Source organism: Rhizobium sp. P1_C7 (genome assembly GCF_056406295.1).
In genome coordinates this window covers 163,241-179,178 of sequence record NZ_JBFUAL010000005.1, presented here as the reverse complement: position 1 = coordinate 179,178, position 15,938 = coordinate 163,241, and the positions used below count along the sequence as shown (strand labels likewise).

General features: G+C 62.2%; 16 protein-coding genes. 6 read left to right on the top strand and 10 right to left on the bottom strand.

The genetic code is table 11. The features are described 5' to 3' along the window. Positions 1 to 62: 62 nt before the first annotated feature. The gene (locus AC1D2R_RS09640; RefSeq protein WP_477967060.1) at positions 63 to 1,247 is read right to left on the bottom strand and encodes a YbfB/YjiJ family MFS transporter; all 1,185 of its coding nucleotides are present in this window, start codon (positions 1,245 to 1,247) and stop codon (positions 63 to 65) included. Positions 1,248 to 1,397: 150 nt separating this feature from the next. On the opposite strand from AC1D2R_RS09640, the gene AC1D2R_RS09635 reads away from it, so the two are divergent. After that, positions 1,398 to 1,964 (top strand): PadR family transcriptional regulator, encoded by a 567-nt coding sequence (locus AC1D2R_RS09635; RefSeq protein ID WP_477967059.1) that lies wholly within the window; start codon positions 1,398 to 1,400, stop codon positions 1,962 to 1,964. A gap of 123 nt (positions 1,965 to 2,087) precedes the next feature. On the opposite strand, the gene map is transcribed toward AC1D2R_RS09635, so the two are convergent. From map to AC1D2R_RS09600, 7 genes are all read right to left on the bottom strand, one after another. Continuing rightward, positions 2,088 to 2,846, bottom strand: coding sequence for a type I methionyl aminopeptidase (gene map, locus AC1D2R_RS09630; protein WP_477967058.1), 759 nt, complete (start codon positions 2,844 to 2,846; stop codon positions 2,088 to 2,090). A gap of 107 nt (positions 2,847 to 2,953) precedes the next feature. Beyond that, on the bottom strand, positions 2,954 to 4,015 hold the full coding sequence (locus tag AC1D2R_RS09625; RefSeq protein ID WP_477967057.1) for an LLM class flavin-dependent oxidoreductase: 1,062 nt from the start codon (positions 4,013 to 4,015) through the stop codon (positions 2,954 to 2,956). 416 nt (positions 4,016 to 4,431) lie between these two features. Continuing rightward, positions 4,432 to 4,848 (bottom strand): DoxX family protein, encoded by a 417-nt coding sequence (locus tag AC1D2R_RS09620; RefSeq protein ID WP_477967056.1) that lies wholly within the window; start codon positions 4,846 to 4,848, stop codon positions 4,432 to 4,434. 31 nt (positions 4,849 to 4,879) lie between these two features. Beyond that, on the bottom strand, positions 4,880 to 5,347 hold the full coding sequence (locus AC1D2R_RS09615) for an SRPBCC family protein (protein ID WP_477967055.1): 468 nt from the start codon (positions 5,345 to 5,347) through the stop codon (positions 4,880 to 4,882). 103 nt (positions 5,348 to 5,450) lie between these two features. Beyond that, entirely contained in the window at positions 5,451 to 6,710 is a 1,260-nt protein-coding gene (locus tag AC1D2R_RS09610; protein WP_477967054.1) for an RNA polymerase sigma factor, read from the bottom strand. Next, on the bottom strand, positions 6,707 to 7,081 hold the full coding sequence (locus AC1D2R_RS09605) for a YciI family protein (protein WP_477967053.1): 375 nt from the start codon (positions 7,079 to 7,081) through the stop codon (positions 6,707 to 6,709). Before AC1D2R_RS09605 ends, AC1D2R_RS09610 begins: the two co-directional genes overlap by 4 nt. A gap of 157 nt (positions 7,082 to 7,238) precedes the next feature. Then, a complete protein-coding gene (locus AC1D2R_RS09600) occupies positions 7,239 to 7,682 on the bottom strand; it encodes an SRPBCC family protein (RefSeq protein WP_477967052.1) in 444 nt (147 codons plus the stop codon). A 219-nt stretch (positions 7,683 to 7,901) separates the two neighbouring features. Between AC1D2R_RS09600 and AC1D2R_RS09595 the strand changes: the two genes are divergently transcribed. Beyond that, positions 7,902 to 8,093 carry a hypothetical protein gene (locus AC1D2R_RS09595; protein ID WP_477967051.1) on the top strand — a complete coding sequence of 64 codons (192 nt, stop codon included), beginning with the start codon at positions 7,902 to 7,904 and terminating at the stop codon, positions 8,091 to 8,093. A gap of 174 nt (positions 8,094 to 8,267) precedes the next feature. Here the strand turns inward: AC1D2R_RS09595 and glpK are convergent, their stop codons facing one another. Then, entirely contained in the window at positions 8,268 to 9,761 is a 1,494-nt protein-coding gene (gene glpK, locus AC1D2R_RS09590) for a glycerol kinase GlpK (RefSeq protein WP_477967050.1), read from the bottom strand. Between the two features lie 180 nt (positions 9,762 to 9,941). Here glpK and AC1D2R_RS09585 point away from each other — a divergent pair, with 180 nt between their 5' ends. The 4 genes from AC1D2R_RS09585 (at position 9,942) to xdhC (ending at position 15,663) form a co-directional block, all read left to right on the top strand. Further along, positions 9,942 to 10,718, top strand: a complete 777-nt coding sequence (locus AC1D2R_RS09585; RefSeq protein ID WP_477967049.1) for a 3-hydroxybutyrate dehydrogenase — start codon at positions 9,942 to 9,944, stop codon at positions 10,716 to 10,718. A 32-nt stretch (positions 10,719 to 10,750) separates the two neighbouring features. Then, on the top strand, positions 10,751 to 12,217 hold the full coding sequence (gene xdhA / locus AC1D2R_RS09580; protein WP_477967048.1) for a xanthine dehydrogenase small subunit: 1,467 nt from the start codon (positions 10,751 to 10,753) through the stop codon (positions 12,215 to 12,217). A 252-nt stretch (positions 12,218 to 12,469) separates the two neighbouring features. Continuing rightward, complete coding sequence (xdhB, locus tag AC1D2R_RS09575; RefSeq protein WP_477967047.1) at positions 12,470 to 14,809, top strand: xanthine dehydrogenase molybdopterin binding subunit; 2,340 nt, start codon at positions 12,470 to 12,472, stop codon at positions 14,807 to 14,809. A 2-nt stretch (positions 14,810 to 14,811) separates the two neighbouring features. Beyond that, complete coding sequence (xdhC, locus tag AC1D2R_RS09570) at positions 14,812 to 15,663, top strand: xanthine dehydrogenase accessory protein XdhC (protein ID WP_477967046.1); 852 nt, start codon at positions 14,812 to 14,814, stop codon at positions 15,661 to 15,663. Here xdhC and AC1D2R_RS09565 read toward each other — a convergent pair. Further along, positions 15,639 to 15,842 carry a hypothetical protein gene (locus AC1D2R_RS09565; protein ID WP_477967045.1) on the bottom strand — a complete coding sequence of 68 codons (204 nt, stop codon included), beginning with the start codon at positions 15,840 to 15,842 and terminating at the stop codon, positions 15,639 to 15,641. The genes xdhC and AC1D2R_RS09565 overlap by 25 nt on opposite strands. Positions 15,843 to 15,938 lie beyond the last annotated feature (96 nt).

The window sequence follows — 15,938 nt, the reverse complement described above, 5'->3', positions numbered from 1 at the left end:
AACTACGGCAGTTCGCCGAAAGCGGCAATGGCCCCGACCCATTGTTACGCAATTGTAACGCCTTAAGGGACCTTCTTGACGATGGGCAGAACCAGCAGCGCGCACACCACGAGTGTCACCGCCGCCATGTAGGTGGGTGTCGTGAAGCTGCCTGTCCTCTCCGCGATCCGGCCGGCGACGATGGGGCCGGCGATCTGCCCGACACCGAAGGCCGCCGTCATCATGGCAAGCGTCCGGCGCGGACTTGCCGGCGACAGCTTGCGGCCGATCTGCAGCCCGTAGGCGGTGATTGCCAGGAAGGTAGCTCCGAACAGCGCGCCGCCGATCAGCGGCGCTATGGAGCGCGGCAGCAGCACGGTTGCGAGCACGCCCGCTGTTTCCACCAGCAAGGCGGCGACATAGACGTTCCCCGAGCCAAGCGGACGAACGAGAGGTTTCCACGCGAAAAGAGCGACCGAGGCCGTGAGACCCGCGATCAACCAGCAGAGGAATTCCACCATCTGCCCTGCGGCGTCCATGCGCGCGATCGTCACCAGGAAGGTGCCTGTGATGACGTAGCCGAACCCGAAAAGACCGTAGGACGCCGTCAGCAAGAGCATCGGTCGGTTCCAGACGATCGCCGGCTCCTTTCCAGTCTGCGCCGAGGTAGCCGGACCGGACGGCAGGAGGAACCAGACCGCCAAGAGGCTGACGGCAGAAAAGATCGCGCCGCCGATCCAGTTGGAGCGCCAGGCATCGGGACTGCCGTGATAGGCAAGCCCGATCAGCATCACCATGACGGACGACAGGGCGATGCCTGCGCCGGGGCCGCCGAAATGCGCGGCCTGCACGTGATCGTTGCCCGCGGCCGCCCCATGGCTCAGGACGATCGATGAGGTGAAGACCAGCGCAAACGCGCTGGCGACGCCGGCGAGGAAGCGGATCGCCGCAAAGGTCATGACGGAACTCGTCATTGCCATAGCCGCCAAAAGCAGCGCCGTTGCCGATAGCGACAGCAGCGCCACCTTGCGTTCACGTCCGGCCGCCCAGCCATAGGCCGCAAGGACGGCGCCGACGAGATAGCCGACGAAATTCGCCGAAGCGATGAAGCCCGCATCTGAGGCCGAAAGCGGCACGCCGCTCATCATGCCCGGCAGGATCGGTGTATAGGAGAAACGCCCAAAGCCCATGGCCGCGGCCATGGCAATTGCCCCGGCAAGGGCGGTGCGGAACAGATGTGTCGGGAAGGTTTCATTTCGTGCCAACATGCTTTGCTTATCGCGCTGCACAATGACGGCGACAATCAAGATTTTCTGATCGATCGATCAATTCCGAAAAACCTTCGCCCGCTCTTGAATTCAATTATCTTACGATATATGTTTTACGACATAGTGAACGATACATCATAAGGAGTGACCATGAGAGGTTTTAGAGGTGGAATGATGGGTGGCGGCGGTTTTCGGATGGGGCGGAAGTTCGCGGCCGGCGACCTGCAGCTGGTAATCCTGGCCCTGCTCTCCGAGCAGCCGCGTCACGGCTACGAATTGATCAAGCTGCTGGAGGAGCGTTCGGGCGGCTTCTATGTGCCGAGCCCGGGCGTCATCTATCCCGCATTGACGTACCTGGAAGAGACAGGCCTTGCCGACGTCGAAATCGAGGGGACGAAAAAGCTCTATCGCATCACCGAGAGCGGCCGAAAACTGGTCGAGGAAAACAGCTCCATGATCGAGCTGACGCTTGGAAAGCTGGAAGGCATCGGCGCCAAGATGGCGCATGTACGCCGCATATTCGACCCCGAGAGCCGCGGAGGCGATCGTGAGGACGAGGCCTTTCCGGACGACAAGAGCGAGGTCGCGGCCGCTCGCATGTTGCTGAAATCCGCACTGCGTCTACGCTATCCCTGGTCGAAGGAGGAAGCCAAGCGCATATCGGGCATCCTGGAACGCGCGGCCGCAGAGATTCTACAGGGAAGTCAGCGCGACTAGGTCAGGCGTCCTCCGCCCGACGGCGGACCCGAAGGAAGGTCCCGCTGCCGTGCTTCCCATGGGAGCGAGCAAGCGGACGATCCGGGCAACACCGCACGGTGTCACCGCCTTTTTGAAAAACCGCTACGCCGCGCCGTCAGGCAGTGTCAGGATCAACGGTCCGTTTCGGGTGGCGACCACCGTATGTTCATACTGAACGGTCGGCGCCTGCGGATCTGCATAGAGCGTCCAGGCGTCGTCTCCGCCTTCGGCCCAGGTGGCCCCGAGCGACAGGAACGGCTCGACGGTGAACACGAGACCATCGGTCATGATCCGCTTTTCGGACGGATCTGGCCACGTCGAAAGCTCTGCTGGCTCCTCATGCAGCGAGCGCCCGACGCCATGGCTCGCAAGGTTCGCGACCAGCGTGTAGCGGTTCCTGGCGGCAAAGGCGCCTACCGCCTGGCCGATCTTGGCCAGCGGCTCGCCCGCTTTCACCTGGTTGAGGCCGACCCAGAGCGCGCGCTTGCCATCGCGGCAGAGCTTCTCGATCTTGTGCTGGGACGGCGCCACGCTGAACGATGCACCGGTATCGGAAAAGAAACCGTCCTTTTCAGCCGACACATCAATATTGACGAGATCTCCCGGCCGAATGATCCTTGACCCGGGGATGCCGTGGGCAATCTCCTCGTTCACGCTGATGCATGTGGCACCCGGAAACTGGTAGCAAAATTCGGGCGCCGAACGCGCGCCGGCATCCTCCAGCACCCTGCGACCGATCTGATCGAGTTCCATGGTCGTGATGCCCGGCTCAAGGGCATCCGCCATGATCTGCAGGGCATTGGCGCAGATCCGGCCGATTTCCTTCAGCTTAAGAAGTTCGTCTTCGTGTTCGATGATCATGAATCCCTTCCCGGCCTCCGCGGGGCCGGTCGGCCGGCTCTCTGTCAAAATGAGAGCACGGCGTCGGTCGAAATCCAACTCATCCTTTACGGCATCATGCTCTTGCTTTAGGCGGTGGCTTTCGCCCCTTCGCCGCTTTCAGTCAATGCCTTTCTGACGATAGGCGCGACTTTCGTGCCGTAAAGTTCGATGCCGCGCATGATCTGGTCGTGCGGCATCAGCCCAATAGCCATCTGCAGCAGGAAGCGATCGTTCTTGAAGAGCCGATGATGGGCGATGATCTTCGCGGCGACGAGTTCGGGATCGCCGACAAAGAGCGCGCCGTTCGGGCCCCGCGACGCGTCGAAATGATCACGGTTCGTCGGACCCCAGCCGCGCTCGCGGCCGATGCGGTTCATGACCTCCGCCTGCCGGCCGTAGAATTGATCGGCGGCTACATCGGTCGTATCGGCGATGAAGCCGTGGACGTTGATGCTTGTCCTGAGCTTTGCCTCATCCTGCCCTGCCCTGCGAGCGGCCTCGCGGTAGAGATCGAACAACGGCGCAAACCGTCGCGGCTCACCGCCGATGATCGCCAGCGCCACCGGGAGCCCCAGCGCCCCGGCGCGCGCCACCGACTGCGGCGTGCCGCCAACGGCGATCCAGATCGGCAACGGATCCTGCAATGGCCGCGGATAAACGCCGCGACCGTTGATGGGCGCCCGCATCTCGCCGGACCATGTCACCATCTCGCCATCGCGCAACGCCATCAGCAGATCGAGCTTTTCCTCGAACAGCTGGTCGTAGTCTTCGAGATTGTAGCCGAACAAGGGGAAGGACTCGATGAAGGAGCCACGACCGGCCATGATCTCGGCGCGACCGTTGGAGAGAAGATCGAGCGTCGAGAACTGCTGGAAGACTCGCACGGGATCGTCGGAGCTGAGCACCGTCACGGCGCTCGTCAAGCGGATGTTCTTTGTTTTCACCGCGGCCGCCGCAAGCGCCACCGCCGGCGCCGATGCCGCATAGTCCGGCCGGTGATGCTCGCCGAGCCCAAAGACTTCGAGCCCGACCTGATCGGCCAGTTCGATCTCCTCGATCAGATGTTTCAGCCGCTCGGCTGCCTCCGCACCTCTGGTCCGGCTCGGATCGGGGTTCACGTCGGCAAAGGTATAGAGGCCCAGTTCCATGGCTTGCATCCCGTTGAGTCCATTCCTTCAGATAAGGATGGGGCAGAGCGGGAGCAAATTCAAATTCTAGAAGGAATTGTTCTAGAATGTTGATGGGCGGGCCAGGCTTGGGCAGTCCATGGATCGATGATCTCTGTCTCCATCCCTTGAAAATCTTTCCGATACCGTGTGACCAGAACAAACTCACGCCCTCTGGCCGACGCGGCTGTGGAGGTGTCTCGCAGGGGCCGGGAGGTTGAACACGGCAGAAAGAATTGCAATCTCGGGCCCGGCCCCAAAAAGTGTCTTTTACGCCCTCCTCAATCCAGCGCCGCAATTCCCTTCCCTGAACCGGGTCGCGCCGCCGCTCCAACTGCAGGATGCCGATCTCCAATTTAAAAGGCGCGTTGCCAAATCCGACTCCAATTTCAACCACTTCAGCGCTTGAACGGAATCATTCTGCGAACCGCTTCATACCGGAGATAAAGCCCGCCCCAGGCGATGAGACCCAGGTAGACGCCAAACAGCAGGTGCGAGAAAACGGGGCTCCCTACTCTCAGATGCGTGGCGATCGCTCCCCCCAGCAGGCCGGTGAGCAAGATCGCGCCGAGCACGGACGTCCGCGGAATGGCATAGAGCAGCGCGCAGACAACGGTGATGACACCGAGACCTCGTGCAAGCTGAGGATCGCCGGAATAGCCAAGCGCCGTCAGCGTCTCGGTCACAGGCCCAATCGGCACAAGCTTGATCGCGCCGTCGAAGACAAGGAACGCCACGATCACGCCGCTCATGACGGTCCCGGTGACGGTTTGCCAGCGCGGCAGATTTACGCTTGAATCAGAAATTGCAGACATGGATCTATCCCCCTGTTTCGGTCCTTGAAATTCACATCCCGGCGAGGAGCTCTGCGAGCTGGTCGGCGCATTTTCCCCATCCCTCGTAAAAACCCATCTCCTCATGGGTCTTCTTGTCTTCGGCTGTCCAGTGCACGGCCCTTGCGGTGTATTTGGTCCGCCCGTTTCCAAGATCTTCCAGAAGAATGATGGCGGTCATGAACGGCTTTTCGGAAGGCACCCAGGCGCTGGTGAAGGCATCGGTGAAGACGATCTTCTCGTTCTCGACGATTTCGAGATATACGCCGCGGTTTGGAAACTCCTGGCCCTCCGGGCTGCGCATGACGATCACATTGGCGCCGCCGGGGCGAACGTCGAGCGTGGCTTCGGCGATGCTCCAGGGGCGCGGCACAAACCACTCCTTCATCAGCTCGGGATCGGTCCAGGCCTTGTAGATCTTCTCGCGTGGCGCGTCGAATTCGCGGACAAGAACCAGTTCATGTTCGGCGTTGGCGGTCATTTTTCAGCATTCCTCCTGTTGGGCAAAACCTGTTATCGTCAGGCTGTCACAAGGACGTCGGGTGGTTTGCCGTTCCGACACAGGTCAAGGATTCTTCCGAGATTTATTTCACCGCAGGCACAGCCGGCACGTTCTGCAGGCTGTCGATCTGCCCGCGGATATGGGCCGCTTCGGCGGCCGAATGGGCAAGGGCAATGGCGCGGTCGAAGGCTTCGTGTGCCTCGCGGGCACGGCCGATCTGCTTCAGCAGACCGCCCCGCAGGCCGTGATAGTAAAAATAGCCGTCAAGCTTCTCGCCGAGCGTTTCGACAAGCCTCAGAGCCTCTTCCGGCCCCCTCAGCTTCGACACCGCGACGGCGCGGTTGAGCGTGATAACAGGCGACGGTTGGATGCGTTCCAGCGCGCGGTAGAGGAGTTCGATCTCCTCCCAGTCCGTGTCTTGGGCGCGCTTGGCGCGCGAATGCAATGCCGCGATTGCCGCCTGAAACTGGTAGGGGCCGGGCTGGCGATGCCGGATCGCTTTGTCCAGCAGCGCCAGGGCCTCGTTGATGAGTTCCCGGTTCCACAGCGAACGGTCCTGATCTTCGAGCAGGACGATGTCATTGGCGCCGTTGAAGCGGGCCTCGCGGCGGGAGATCTGCAGCAGCATCAGCGCCAGCAACCCCATGATTTCGGGCTCGCCGGGAAAGATCCGCAGCAGCAGACGGCCGAGACGGATCGCCTCGCCGCTAAAGGCACAGGCCTCGTGCTTCGGATCAGCCTGGCTGTAGCCCTCGTTGAAGACGAGATAGATCATTGTGCTGACGATCGAGAGCCGTTCCGCCCGTTCGGCGGCATCGGGGGCCCCGAACGGCACGCCTGCCTTCGCGACGCGGGCCTTGGCGCGGGTGATGCGTTGCTCCATCGCGCTGTCTCCGACGAGAAAGGCGCGAGCGATCTGCTGCACCGACAAACCGGAGACGATGCGCAGCGCCAGCGCGATCTGCTGCGTGGCGGGCAGGTCGGGATGGCAGCAGATGAAGAGCAGCCGCAGGATATCGTCGCGATAGTTGGAATCGTCCAGACGCTCGGCGATATCGCTTTCCGCATCTCCGGTATCGGAAATCAGCTCCTCGTCGGGCAGCGCCTGGGTCTTCGACCGCCGGCGCACCGCATCGATACCACTGTTGCGGCCGACGAAGATCAGCCATGCCGTGGGATCGCGCGGGGGCCCCTTGTCCGGCCATGTGCGGATGGCGCGAAGGCAAGCCTCCTGAAAGGCCTCTTCCGCGATATCGAGATCGCGGAAGTACCTGAGCAGCGCGCCAAGCGCCTTCGGCCGGGCCGAGGAGAGCGTCACGTCGATCCAGGCAATGTCTGTCATGTCGACAATTCTCCCGGCCTGAAGACGTAGAACGGCCGAATTTCATAGGAGGTGGAACCGGGATTGACGGCGGAAAGCTCCTTTGAAAACGCAACAGCCTCCTCCAGGGTGTCGAAATCGACCACATAGAAGCCAAGAAGAGCTTCCTTCGTTTCGGCAAAGGGACCGTCGAGAACCAGAGGTTCTTCCCGGCCCTTGCGCACGGTCGTCGCCGCCGTCGTCGGCATCAGCCGGCCGACAGGCCCGAGCTTGCCCGCCTTGGCGATAGGATCCTGAACGGCATGGAGCTTCGCCATCACGGCGTCTTCTTCCTCCTTGGTCCAGGAGAACACCGTCTCTTCGTTGGCATAGCAAAGGATTGCATAAAGCATGTCTTACTCCTCTTCCTGAATGACGAAGGAGTAACGCGACAACCGACAACGTGCAGCAAAAATTTACGAACGACCAGAAGGACATGCGCCTGTTTGCCGGCAACGTCACCTCGACGCCTGCTTCGCGCCAAGACAGCCTTTGCTTGATCCTGCTGCGCTATTCCTCGATCTTCGGTTCGACGAGCCTTGCCAGGTTTCGAAGCGACTCCTGCCAACCGAGATAACAAGCTTCCAAGGGGATGGCGTCCGGTACACCCGCCTGCGTTATATTCACCTCGGTGCCGACCGACACCTTCTTCAACAACACGGTGACTTCCATTTCGCCAGGCAGGTTGGGGTCGTCGAACCGGTCTGTGTATCGCACTCGTTCGCCTGGAACGAGCTCGAGATACTCACCGCCAAACGTGTGGCTGTTGCCTGTCGTAAAATTTCGGAAGGACATCGTGAATTTGCCGCCGACTTTCGGTTCCAAGCCATGCACGGTGCAGGCAAAGCCGTTGGGCGGAAGCCACTTGGCGAGCGCATCCGCCTCCAGGAAAGCGCGATAGACCTTGTCCGGGTCGGTTGCCAGAACGCGGTGCAGGCGTACGGTATTTGGCATGATGATCATCCTTTTGAATTGATGGAACAGACGATACCAAGGACGAGCGACGCTTTGCCAATCCGACACGGGATCGATCTGTTATCGATGTAAATTACGCATATGCGTATCGCTCGGTTCAACACACGGTACGAGCACTTGGACCAACTCGCCGCCGCATCCACCACACGCCTTTCATGCTAGATTGGCTTTCCAGCAACGGCTGCCAAAGAGGCGATTATGGCTGACGGCAAGAAATCCTCCCAGACCACCGCTGCCCACAAGCGGCGACACAAAATCAATCCCAAGCGTGACGTCAGGCCCCAGGTTCTGGCAAAAGCCAATCGTCTCGTCGCCTGGTCCGCTTCGCTCGTCGTTGTTGCCTTTCTCGTTATCGTCGCGGTTCATGCGATGCTAGCCAAGTGGTGGTGACTGGCCGCCATCCCTTTGTACGTTGCCGCCAGCCCGTGCAGAGAACTCTTCCTTCCAACGAAGAGGGCAACATTCACGGCGCCGACGCGCCGTGGCTGGATCCCTGGGACAAGCACAGGGATAAGGTGGCGAAGGGCACTGTCAGTCGCCCTCCCCGGCAGACCCTGGTATGCGCTACTCCTCGCTCAGCGTCCGCTTCACCGCGCTCCGCCATCCCTTGAGCTTTGCCGCACGCGTCTTCTCGTCCATCTCGGGTTCGAAGCGGCGGTTGCATTTCCAGCTCTTGGCAAAGCCTGCTCGATCCGGCCACACCCCAGCCTTGCTGCCGGCGAGCCAGGCCGCACCGAGCGCTGTGGTCTCCAGGATCACCGGCCGGTCGACCGGCGCATCGAGAATGTCAGCAAGCCGCTGCATCGTCCAGTCGGACGCGACCATGCCGCCGTCGACGCGCAGGACGGTACTGTCGACACCGCCCTTCCAGTCCTTGTGCATGGCATCGAGCAGGTCGCGGGACTGGTAGCAGACCGCCTCCAGCACAGCGCGGGCAAACTCCCGCGGACCGCTGTTGCGGGTCAGGCCGAAGATAGCGCCGCGGGCGTTCGCATCCCAATGCGGCGCACCGAGGCCGGTGAAGGCTGGCACCAGATAAACCTCCTGCATCGGATCGGCCTGGTCGGCGAGCTCTCCGGTTCGCGAGGCGCTGTCGATGATGCCGAGACCGTCACGCAGCCACTGAACGGCCGCACCGGCAATAAAGATCGAGCCTTCGAGCGCATAGGTGGTCTCGCCGTTCAGCCGGTAGGCGATGGTGGTCAGGAGTCGGTTCCTGGAGCGGACAATGTCACCGCCGGTATTCAGCAGCGCAAAGCAGCCGGTGCCGTATGTGGATTTCATCATCCCTGGCTCGAAGCAGGCCTGCCCGATCGTCGCCGCATGCTGATCGCCGGCAACGCCGAGGATCGGGATCGCGGCGCCGAGGATATCGGGATCGGTGACGCCGAAATCGTCGGCGCAGTCCTTCACCTCGGGCAGCATCGCTGCGGGAACCCGCAGGATGTCGAGCAGGTCCTTGTCCCACCGATTGTCCGCAATGTTGTACATCAGCGTCCGCGATGCATTGGTCGCATCGGTCGCGAAGCTCTTGCCCCCGGTCAATCGCCAGATGAGGAATGTATCGATCGTGCCGAAGCAGAGCTCGCCCTTGGCGGCGCGCACGCGCGCACCCTTCACATTGGCGAGCATCCATGAAAGCTTGGTACCGGAAAAATATGGATCGAGCAGCAGTCCGGTCTTCCTGGTAAACGTCTTTTCAAGGTCCTGCTTCTTCAGCTTGTCGCAATAGCTCGCCGTGCGGCGGTCCTGCCAGACGACGGCGTTGTGGATCGGCCTGCCGCTGTCGCGCTCCCAGACGACCACCGTCTCGCGCTGATTGGTGATGCCGAGCGCCGCGATGTCCTTCGCCTCGATCTTCGCCTCGCGGATGGCCATCTTGATTGTGGAGACGACCGAGTCCCAGATCTCCTCGGGGTCGTGTTCGACCCAGCCGGAGCGCGGGTAGAACTGCGTGAACTCCTTCTGTCCCGCCCCCGCGATCTTCGTTTCGCCATCGAACACGATCGCCCGCGTCGACGTCGTCCCCTGATCGATCGCCAGAACATATCCGCCCATTCCAGTCCTCCCCCGCATCGTGATTATTGCATCGAATCAATAGGACAGCCGGGCGACCGAGGAAAGCGCTCCATGTTCGATTCGACAAAAGAGATTTGCCCCGAACGCAATTGCCAGCGCAGCCGCTTTGCGCATAACCTCATATCCTCGTGCACCGCACATTGCGCATCGGAGAAAAGCATGGCCAGAACAGTTGTCGTCACCGGATCCACCAGCGGCATCGGGCTTGCGATCGCCACCGCATTTGCCAGCAAGGGCGACAATGTCGTCATCAACGGCTTCGCAAAGCCCGAGGAAATCAAGGCGATAATCGAGCGGCTTGTATCAATGTCAAAGGCGAAGGCGTTTCATCATCCAGCCGACATGACCAAACCGGCCGAGATCGCCGACCTGATCGACACGGCGGCCAGGACCTTCGGTTCCGTCGATGTGCTCGTCAACAATGCCGGCATCCAGCATGTCGAGAAGATCGAGGACTTCCCCATCGAAAAATGGGACCAGATCATCGCCATCAATCTGTCCAGCTCGTTCCATACCATGCGCGCTGCCATACCGCTGATGAAGGAGAAGAAGCGGGGCCGCATCATCAATATCGCGTCTGCCCACGGGCTGGTAGCCTCTCCGTTCAAGTCCGCCTACGTCGCCGCAAAACATGGTATATTGGGCCTGACGAAGACGGCGGCGTTGGAACTTGCGGAATTCGGCGTCACGGTGAACGCCATCTGCCCGGGCTATGTGCTGACCCCGCTGGTCGAAAAGCAGATACCGGATACGGCCAAGGCGCGCGGCATGACCGAGGAACAGGTCAAGACCGAGGTGATCCTGAAGGCCCAGCCGACGCATGAATTCGTCAAGGCGGAAGAGATTGGCGCGCTGGCTCTCTACCTCGCCGGCGACGATGCCCGTCAGATCACCGGCACTCACATCTCGATTGACGGTGGCTGGACGGCGGCATAACTTCAAAAAAACGATAAAAAACAAGGAACATCATGAACGACAGCATCCGCTTCATCCTGAATGGCGAAGACATTTCGCTAGGAGACGTCCGGCCGACCGAGACGCTTCTCGACTTTCTCCGGTTGAGGCGCCGGCTGACGGGCACGAAAGAGGGATGCGCGGAAGGCGACTGCGGCGCCTGCACCGTCCTTATCGGTCGGCTGATCGACGGCAAGCTCGCTTATGAATCGGTGAACGCCTGCATTCGTTTCGTGGGCTCACTGAACGCGACCCATGTTGTCACCATCGAACACCTGGCGGCCAAGGACGGTGCGTTGCACCCGGTGCAGCAGGCCATGGTCGATTGCCACGGTTCGCAATGCGGCTTCTGCACCCCGGGCTTCGTGATGTCGTTATACGGCCTCTGGCTCTCCAACGAAAACCCGAACCGGGCCGACATCGAAAAGGCGCTGCAGGGCAATCTCTGTCGTTGCACGGGCTACGAGCCGATCGTCAAGGCTGCCGAGCAGGTGAGCCGCGCCCGCCCGAGTGCCATTTTCGATCCGCTGGAACGGACCCGATCCGACATCGTCGCCCGCCTCTGGGCGATGCGGGGCAACGAGACCATCACGATCACCTCGGGCGGGGAGCGGCTGATCGTTCCAGGCTCGGAAGAGGCGCTGGCAAGGGTACTCGCCGAGGAGCCCAACGCCACCATCGTCGCCGGCTCCACCGATGTCGGCCTCTGGGTCACCAAGCAGATGCGGGCGCTGAACCCGGTCGTCTTCATCAATCATTTGCCGGAGTTGCAGTCGATCATCGCAGGTGACGGCGGCATTACCATCGGCGCCGGCGTCACCTACAGCCGCGCCTTTGGCGCCATTGCCCGCAAGGTGCCGACGCTCGGCCGACTGATCGACCGCATCGGCGGCGAGCAGGTCCGCAACATGGGCACGATCGGCGGCAACGTCGCCAATGGTTCGCCGATCGGCGACAGCCCGCCGCCGCTGATCGCGCTCGGCGCCACGGTCAGGCTGCGCTCCGTTGCAGGCACGCGGATGCTGCGGCTGGAGGACTTCTTCGTCGACTACGGGAAGCAGGACCGCCGCCCCGGCGAATTCGTCGAGAGCATTTTCGTGCCTTACCCCGCCGACGGCACGCAGTTCGCCGTCTACAAGATCACCAAGCGCCGTGACGAGGACATCACCGCCGTGCTCGGCGCCTTCTATCTGACGCTGGATACGGAAGGCGACGTCAACGACATCCGCATCGCCTTCGGAGGCATGGCCGGCACGCCGAAGCGCGCCCGCGCCGTCGAGACGGAACTGATGGGCCGCCCCTGGAACGAGGCGACGATCGAAGCCGCCCGTGACGCTTTCGACGCCGACTATCAACCGCTCACCGACTGGCGCGCGACCGCCGAATACCGCCAGTTGACGGCCAAGAACCTGCTGATGCGTTTCTACCTCGAAACCTCGGGCACGCCCGCGGAACTGAAGCGTTTCGAGGAGGTGGCGTGATGAGAAAGCTCCTACCCATTCCTCGTCTGCAAGCGTCGATGGCTGGCAAGACCCTCTCCTCCTGTGCCTTGTTCCTGTGCTCGTCACAGGAATCCAGCCCGCCCAAGCCCTTGGACATGAAAGACTTTTCGATTGCCAAGGCGGATTCACTCGCAGCGCCAACACGCCGTGGCCGGATTCCTGTGACGAGCACAGGAACGAGGTTGGCAAAGGGAGCGGCTCTCAGAGCCGCAGCGATCGGAGGTCCATCCCATGGATAAATCGACCTTCGCGGATCCGAAAGTCGTCATCTCAGGCCCGATGCACGGATCTGTCCGACACGATTCCGCCCATAAGCACGTCACCGGTACTGCCGACTACATCGACGACCTGCCGGAACCCGCCGGCCTCCTGCACGGCGCACTCGGCCTCTGCGACCGTGCGCACGCCGAAATATCGGGCATGGATCTGTCGGAGGTTGCGCGTACCCCTGGCGTTGTCTGGGTCTTCACCGGCAAGGACGTTCCCGGCGTCAACGACGTCAGCTCCAACGGCAGCCACGACGAGCCGCTGCTCGCCGTCGGCAAGGTCGAGTTTCACAACCAGCCGATTTTCGCCGTCATCGCCGAAACCCGCGACATCGCCCGCCGGGCCGCCCGCAAGGCGAAGATCGAGTATCGCGACCTGCCACACTGGTGCGACATCGACGGCGCGCTCGCAAACGACAGCCCGCTCGTTATCACGCCGATGACGCTGAAGCGCGGGGAGGCGAAGAAGGAGATGGGCACCGCCCCGCGCCGGCTGAAAGGCCAGATGCGGATTGGCGGCCAGGAGCATTTCTACCTCGAGAGCCACATCGCCATGGCGATCCCCGGAGAGGACGACGAGGTGACTGTCTGGTCCTCCACCCAGCACCCGAGCGAGATCCAGCACATCGTCGGCCATGTGCTGAATATTCCGTCGAACGCGGTGACAGTGAACGTGCGCCGCATGGGCGGCGGCTTCGGCGGCAAGGAAACGCAGGGCAACCAGTTTGCGGCGCTCGCAGCCATCGCCGCCAAGAAGCTGAAGCGCGCCATCAAGTTCCGTCCCGATCGCGACGAGGACATGACGGCAACCGGCAAGCGCCACGACTTCCTGGTCGACTACGAGCTCGGCTTCGACGACGAGGGCGTGATCCACGCGGTTGACGCGACCTATGCAGCACGCTGCGGTTTCTCCTCCGATCTCTCGGGTCCGGTGACCGACCGCGCCTTGTTCCATGCCGACAGCAGTTACTTCTATCCGCATGTGCATCTGACGTCGAAACCGCTGAAAACCCACACGGTATCGAACACCGCCTTCCGCGGCTTCGGCGGCCCGCAGGGTATGCTCGGCGCCGAGCGGTTCATCGAGGAAATCGCCTATGCGGTCGGCAAGGATCCGCTCGATGTCCGCAAGCTGAACTTCTATGGCCAGCCCGGCTCCGGCCGCACCCTTACCCCCTATCACCAGGAGGTCGAGGACAGCATCCTCGAACGCATCGTCGGGGAACTCGAGACGTCGTCCGACTACCAGGCCCGCCGCAACGCGGTGATCCAGTTCAACCGGGACAGCCGCTATATCCGCAAGGGCATCGCGCTGACGCCGGTCAAGTTCGGCATCTCCTTCACCATGACCGCCTTCAACCAGGCAGGCGCGCTCGTCCACGTCTATCAGGATGGCTCCATCCACCTGAACCACGGTGGCACCGAAATGGGCCAGGGCCTCTACACCAAGGTCGCCCAGGTTCTCGCCGACAGCTTCCAGGTCGATATCGAGCATGTGAAGATCACCGCGACCACGACGGCCAAGGTACCGAACACGTCGGCCACTGCTGCATCCTCCGGCTCCGATCTCAACGGCATGGCAGCCTTCGACGCCGCTCGCCAGATCAAGGAACGGCTCGTCGCATTTGCCGCCGAGAAATGGAGCGTCCCCGCGTCGGACGTGATCTTCCTGCCGAACCGCGTGCGCGTCGGCGAAAACGAAGTGCCTTTCCCCGACTTCATCAAGCAGGCCTATTTCGCGCGTGTCCAGCTCTCGGCAGCCGGCTTCTACAAGACGCCGAAGATCCACTGGGATCGAGCGGCCGGCCGCGGCACGCCGTTCTACTACTACTCCTACGGCGCCTCCTGCACCGAAGTCTCCATCGATACGCTGACCGGCGAATACCTGATCGACCGCACCGACATCCTGCACGATGTCGGTCGCTCCCTGAACCCGGCCATCGACATCGGCCAGATCGAGGGCGCTTTTGTGCAGGGCATGGGATGGCTGACGACGGAAGAGCTGTGGTGGGATGCCAAGGGACGGCTGCGCACGCACGCGCCGTCCACCTACAAGATCCCGCTTGCCTCAGACCGGCCGAAGGTCTTCAACGTCCATCTGGCCGAATGGTCCACCAATGCAGAGGCCACCATCGGCCGTTCCAAGGCCGTTGGCGAGCCGCCCTTCATGCTGGCGATCTCGGTGCTGGAAGCCCTCTCCATGGCCGTCGCCAGCGTCGCCGAATACAGGGTATGCCCGCGGCTCGACGCGCCCGCAACGCCGGAGCGCGTGCTGATGGCCGTCGAACGGATGAAGAAGGTGTAGCGATGGCGATCCGCGAGGTTTTTTCCGGCGTCATACCCAGAAGCGACTTTCGCGCCTTTCTCGCGACGCGCCCCCACTCCATCCTGATCGAAATCATCGGCACGCAAGGCTCGACGCCGCGCGAAGCCGGGACCTTCATGCTGGTCTGCGAACACGCCATCTGGGGTACGATCGGCGGCGGCCAGTTCGAGTTCATGGCGATCCGCAATGCGCGGCAATTGCTTGACGGTAGCGGCGGCGTGGAGACGATGGACATTCCGCTCGGCCCGGAGATCGGGCAGTGCTGCGGCGGGCGCACGCAGTTGCGCTTCCGGCGCGTGACGGATGCGGTCGTTTCCTCTCTGGAGAGAAAGCGAAGGGGCGCGGCCGAGAACCTGCCGGAGATCTACCTCTTTGGCGCCGGCCATGTCGGCCGGGCTCTGGCCGCGGCACTCGCCCCTCTGCCCGTTTCCGTCACCGTCGTCGAAACCCGCGAGGAAGAGCTGGCCAACCTGCCGGCCTGGACCGCGACGCGTCTCGTGCCGATGCCGGAGGCGCTGGTCAACGATATGCCCGCGGGCGCCGCGGTGGTGATCCTGACCCACGACCACGCCCTCGATTTCCTGATCGCCCGCGAGGCCCTGTCGCGTCCCGATCTCGCCTACGCCGGCATGATCGGCTCCGCCACCAAGCGCGCCACATTCGCAAGCTGGCTGGCGCGCGAGGGCGGCGGCGATAAGTCATGGCTCGACCGGCTGACGCTGCCGATCGGCGGCACTGCTGTCAGGGACAAGCGGCCGGAGGTGATTGCTGCCATGACTGCCGCCGAAATCCTCACCGCGCTTGCGGCTTACCGCCAGGGCTCCGCCTCGTAGCGCGGCTCGCGGCCGTCCATGAAGCCGAGGTCACGCTTGACGCGATCCGGCAAGCCTTCCAGATCCAGCCGCTCCCGTCGTACGAAGCGCCGGACAAGCGTCCTTGCGACCCCAAAAAGCCATAGGGAGGGTCGGGAAACCGTTCTCTTCTCAGCCTGTTCAATAGTGGCGCAGTCCATGACATCACCTCGATAATCTTTGTCTTGGCTTGCAGCCTGCGGCATAAAATGCTGCAGTTCCAATCGAACAACCGTCTGCATGCATAAAGAGAACTT

Coding starts and splice junctions, on each gene's coding strand:
- AC1D2R_RS09595 (WP_477967051.1), top strand. CDS start 7,902: ATGGCTGACGGCAAGAAATCCTCCCAGACCACCGCTGCCCACAAGCGG.
- xdhB (WP_477967047.1), top strand. CDS start 12,470: ATGGATAAATCGACCTTCGCGGATCCGAAAGTCGTCATCTCAGGCCCG.
- AC1D2R_RS09600 (WP_477967052.1), bottom strand. CDS start 7,682: ATGCCAAATACCGTACGCCTGCACCGCGTTCTGGCAACCGACCCGGAC.
- xdhC (WP_477967046.1), top strand. CDS start 14,812: ATGGCGATCCGCGAGGTTTTTTCCGGCGTCATACCCAGAAGCGACTTT.
- AC1D2R_RS09585 (WP_477967049.1), top strand. CDS start 9,942: ATGGCCAGAACAGTTGTCGTCACCGGATCCACCAGCGGCATCGGGCTT.
- AC1D2R_RS09610 (WP_477967054.1), bottom strand. CDS start 6,710: ATGACAGACATTGCCTGGATCGACGTGACGCTCTCCTCGGCCCGGCCG.
- AC1D2R_RS09640 (WP_477967060.1), bottom strand. CDS start 1,247: ATGTTGGCACGAAATGAAACCTTCCCGACACATCTGTTCCGCACCGCC.
- AC1D2R_RS09565 (WP_477967045.1), bottom strand. CDS start 15,842: ATGGACTGCGCCACTATTGAACAGGCTGAGAAGAGAACGGTTTCCCGA.
- AC1D2R_RS09615 (WP_477967055.1), bottom strand. CDS start 5,347: ATGACCGCCAACGCCGAACATGAACTGGTTCTTGTCCGCGAATTCGAC.
- AC1D2R_RS09605 (WP_477967053.1), bottom strand. CDS start 7,081: ATGCTTTATGCAATCCTTTGCTATGCCAACGAAGAGACGGTGTTCTCC.
- xdhA (WP_477967048.1), top strand. CDS start 10,751: ATGAACGACAGCATCCGCTTCATCCTGAATGGCGAAGACATTTCGCTA.
- map (WP_477967058.1), bottom strand. CDS start 2,846: ATGATCATCGAACACGAAGACGAACTTCTTAAGCTGAAGGAAATCGGC.
- glpK (WP_477967050.1), bottom strand. CDS start 9,761: ATGGGCGGATATGTTCTGGCGATCGATCAGGGGACGACGTCGACGCGG.
- AC1D2R_RS09635 (WP_477967059.1), top strand. CDS start 1,398: ATGAGAGGTTTTAGAGGTGGAATGATGGGTGGCGGCGGTTTTCGGATG.
- AC1D2R_RS09625 (WP_477967057.1), bottom strand. CDS start 4,015: ATGGAACTGGGCCTCTATACCTTTGCCGACGTGAACCCCGATCCGAGC.
- AC1D2R_RS09620 (WP_477967056.1), bottom strand. CDS start 4,848: ATGTCTGCAATTTCTGATTCAAGCGTAAATCTGCCGCGCTGGCAAACC.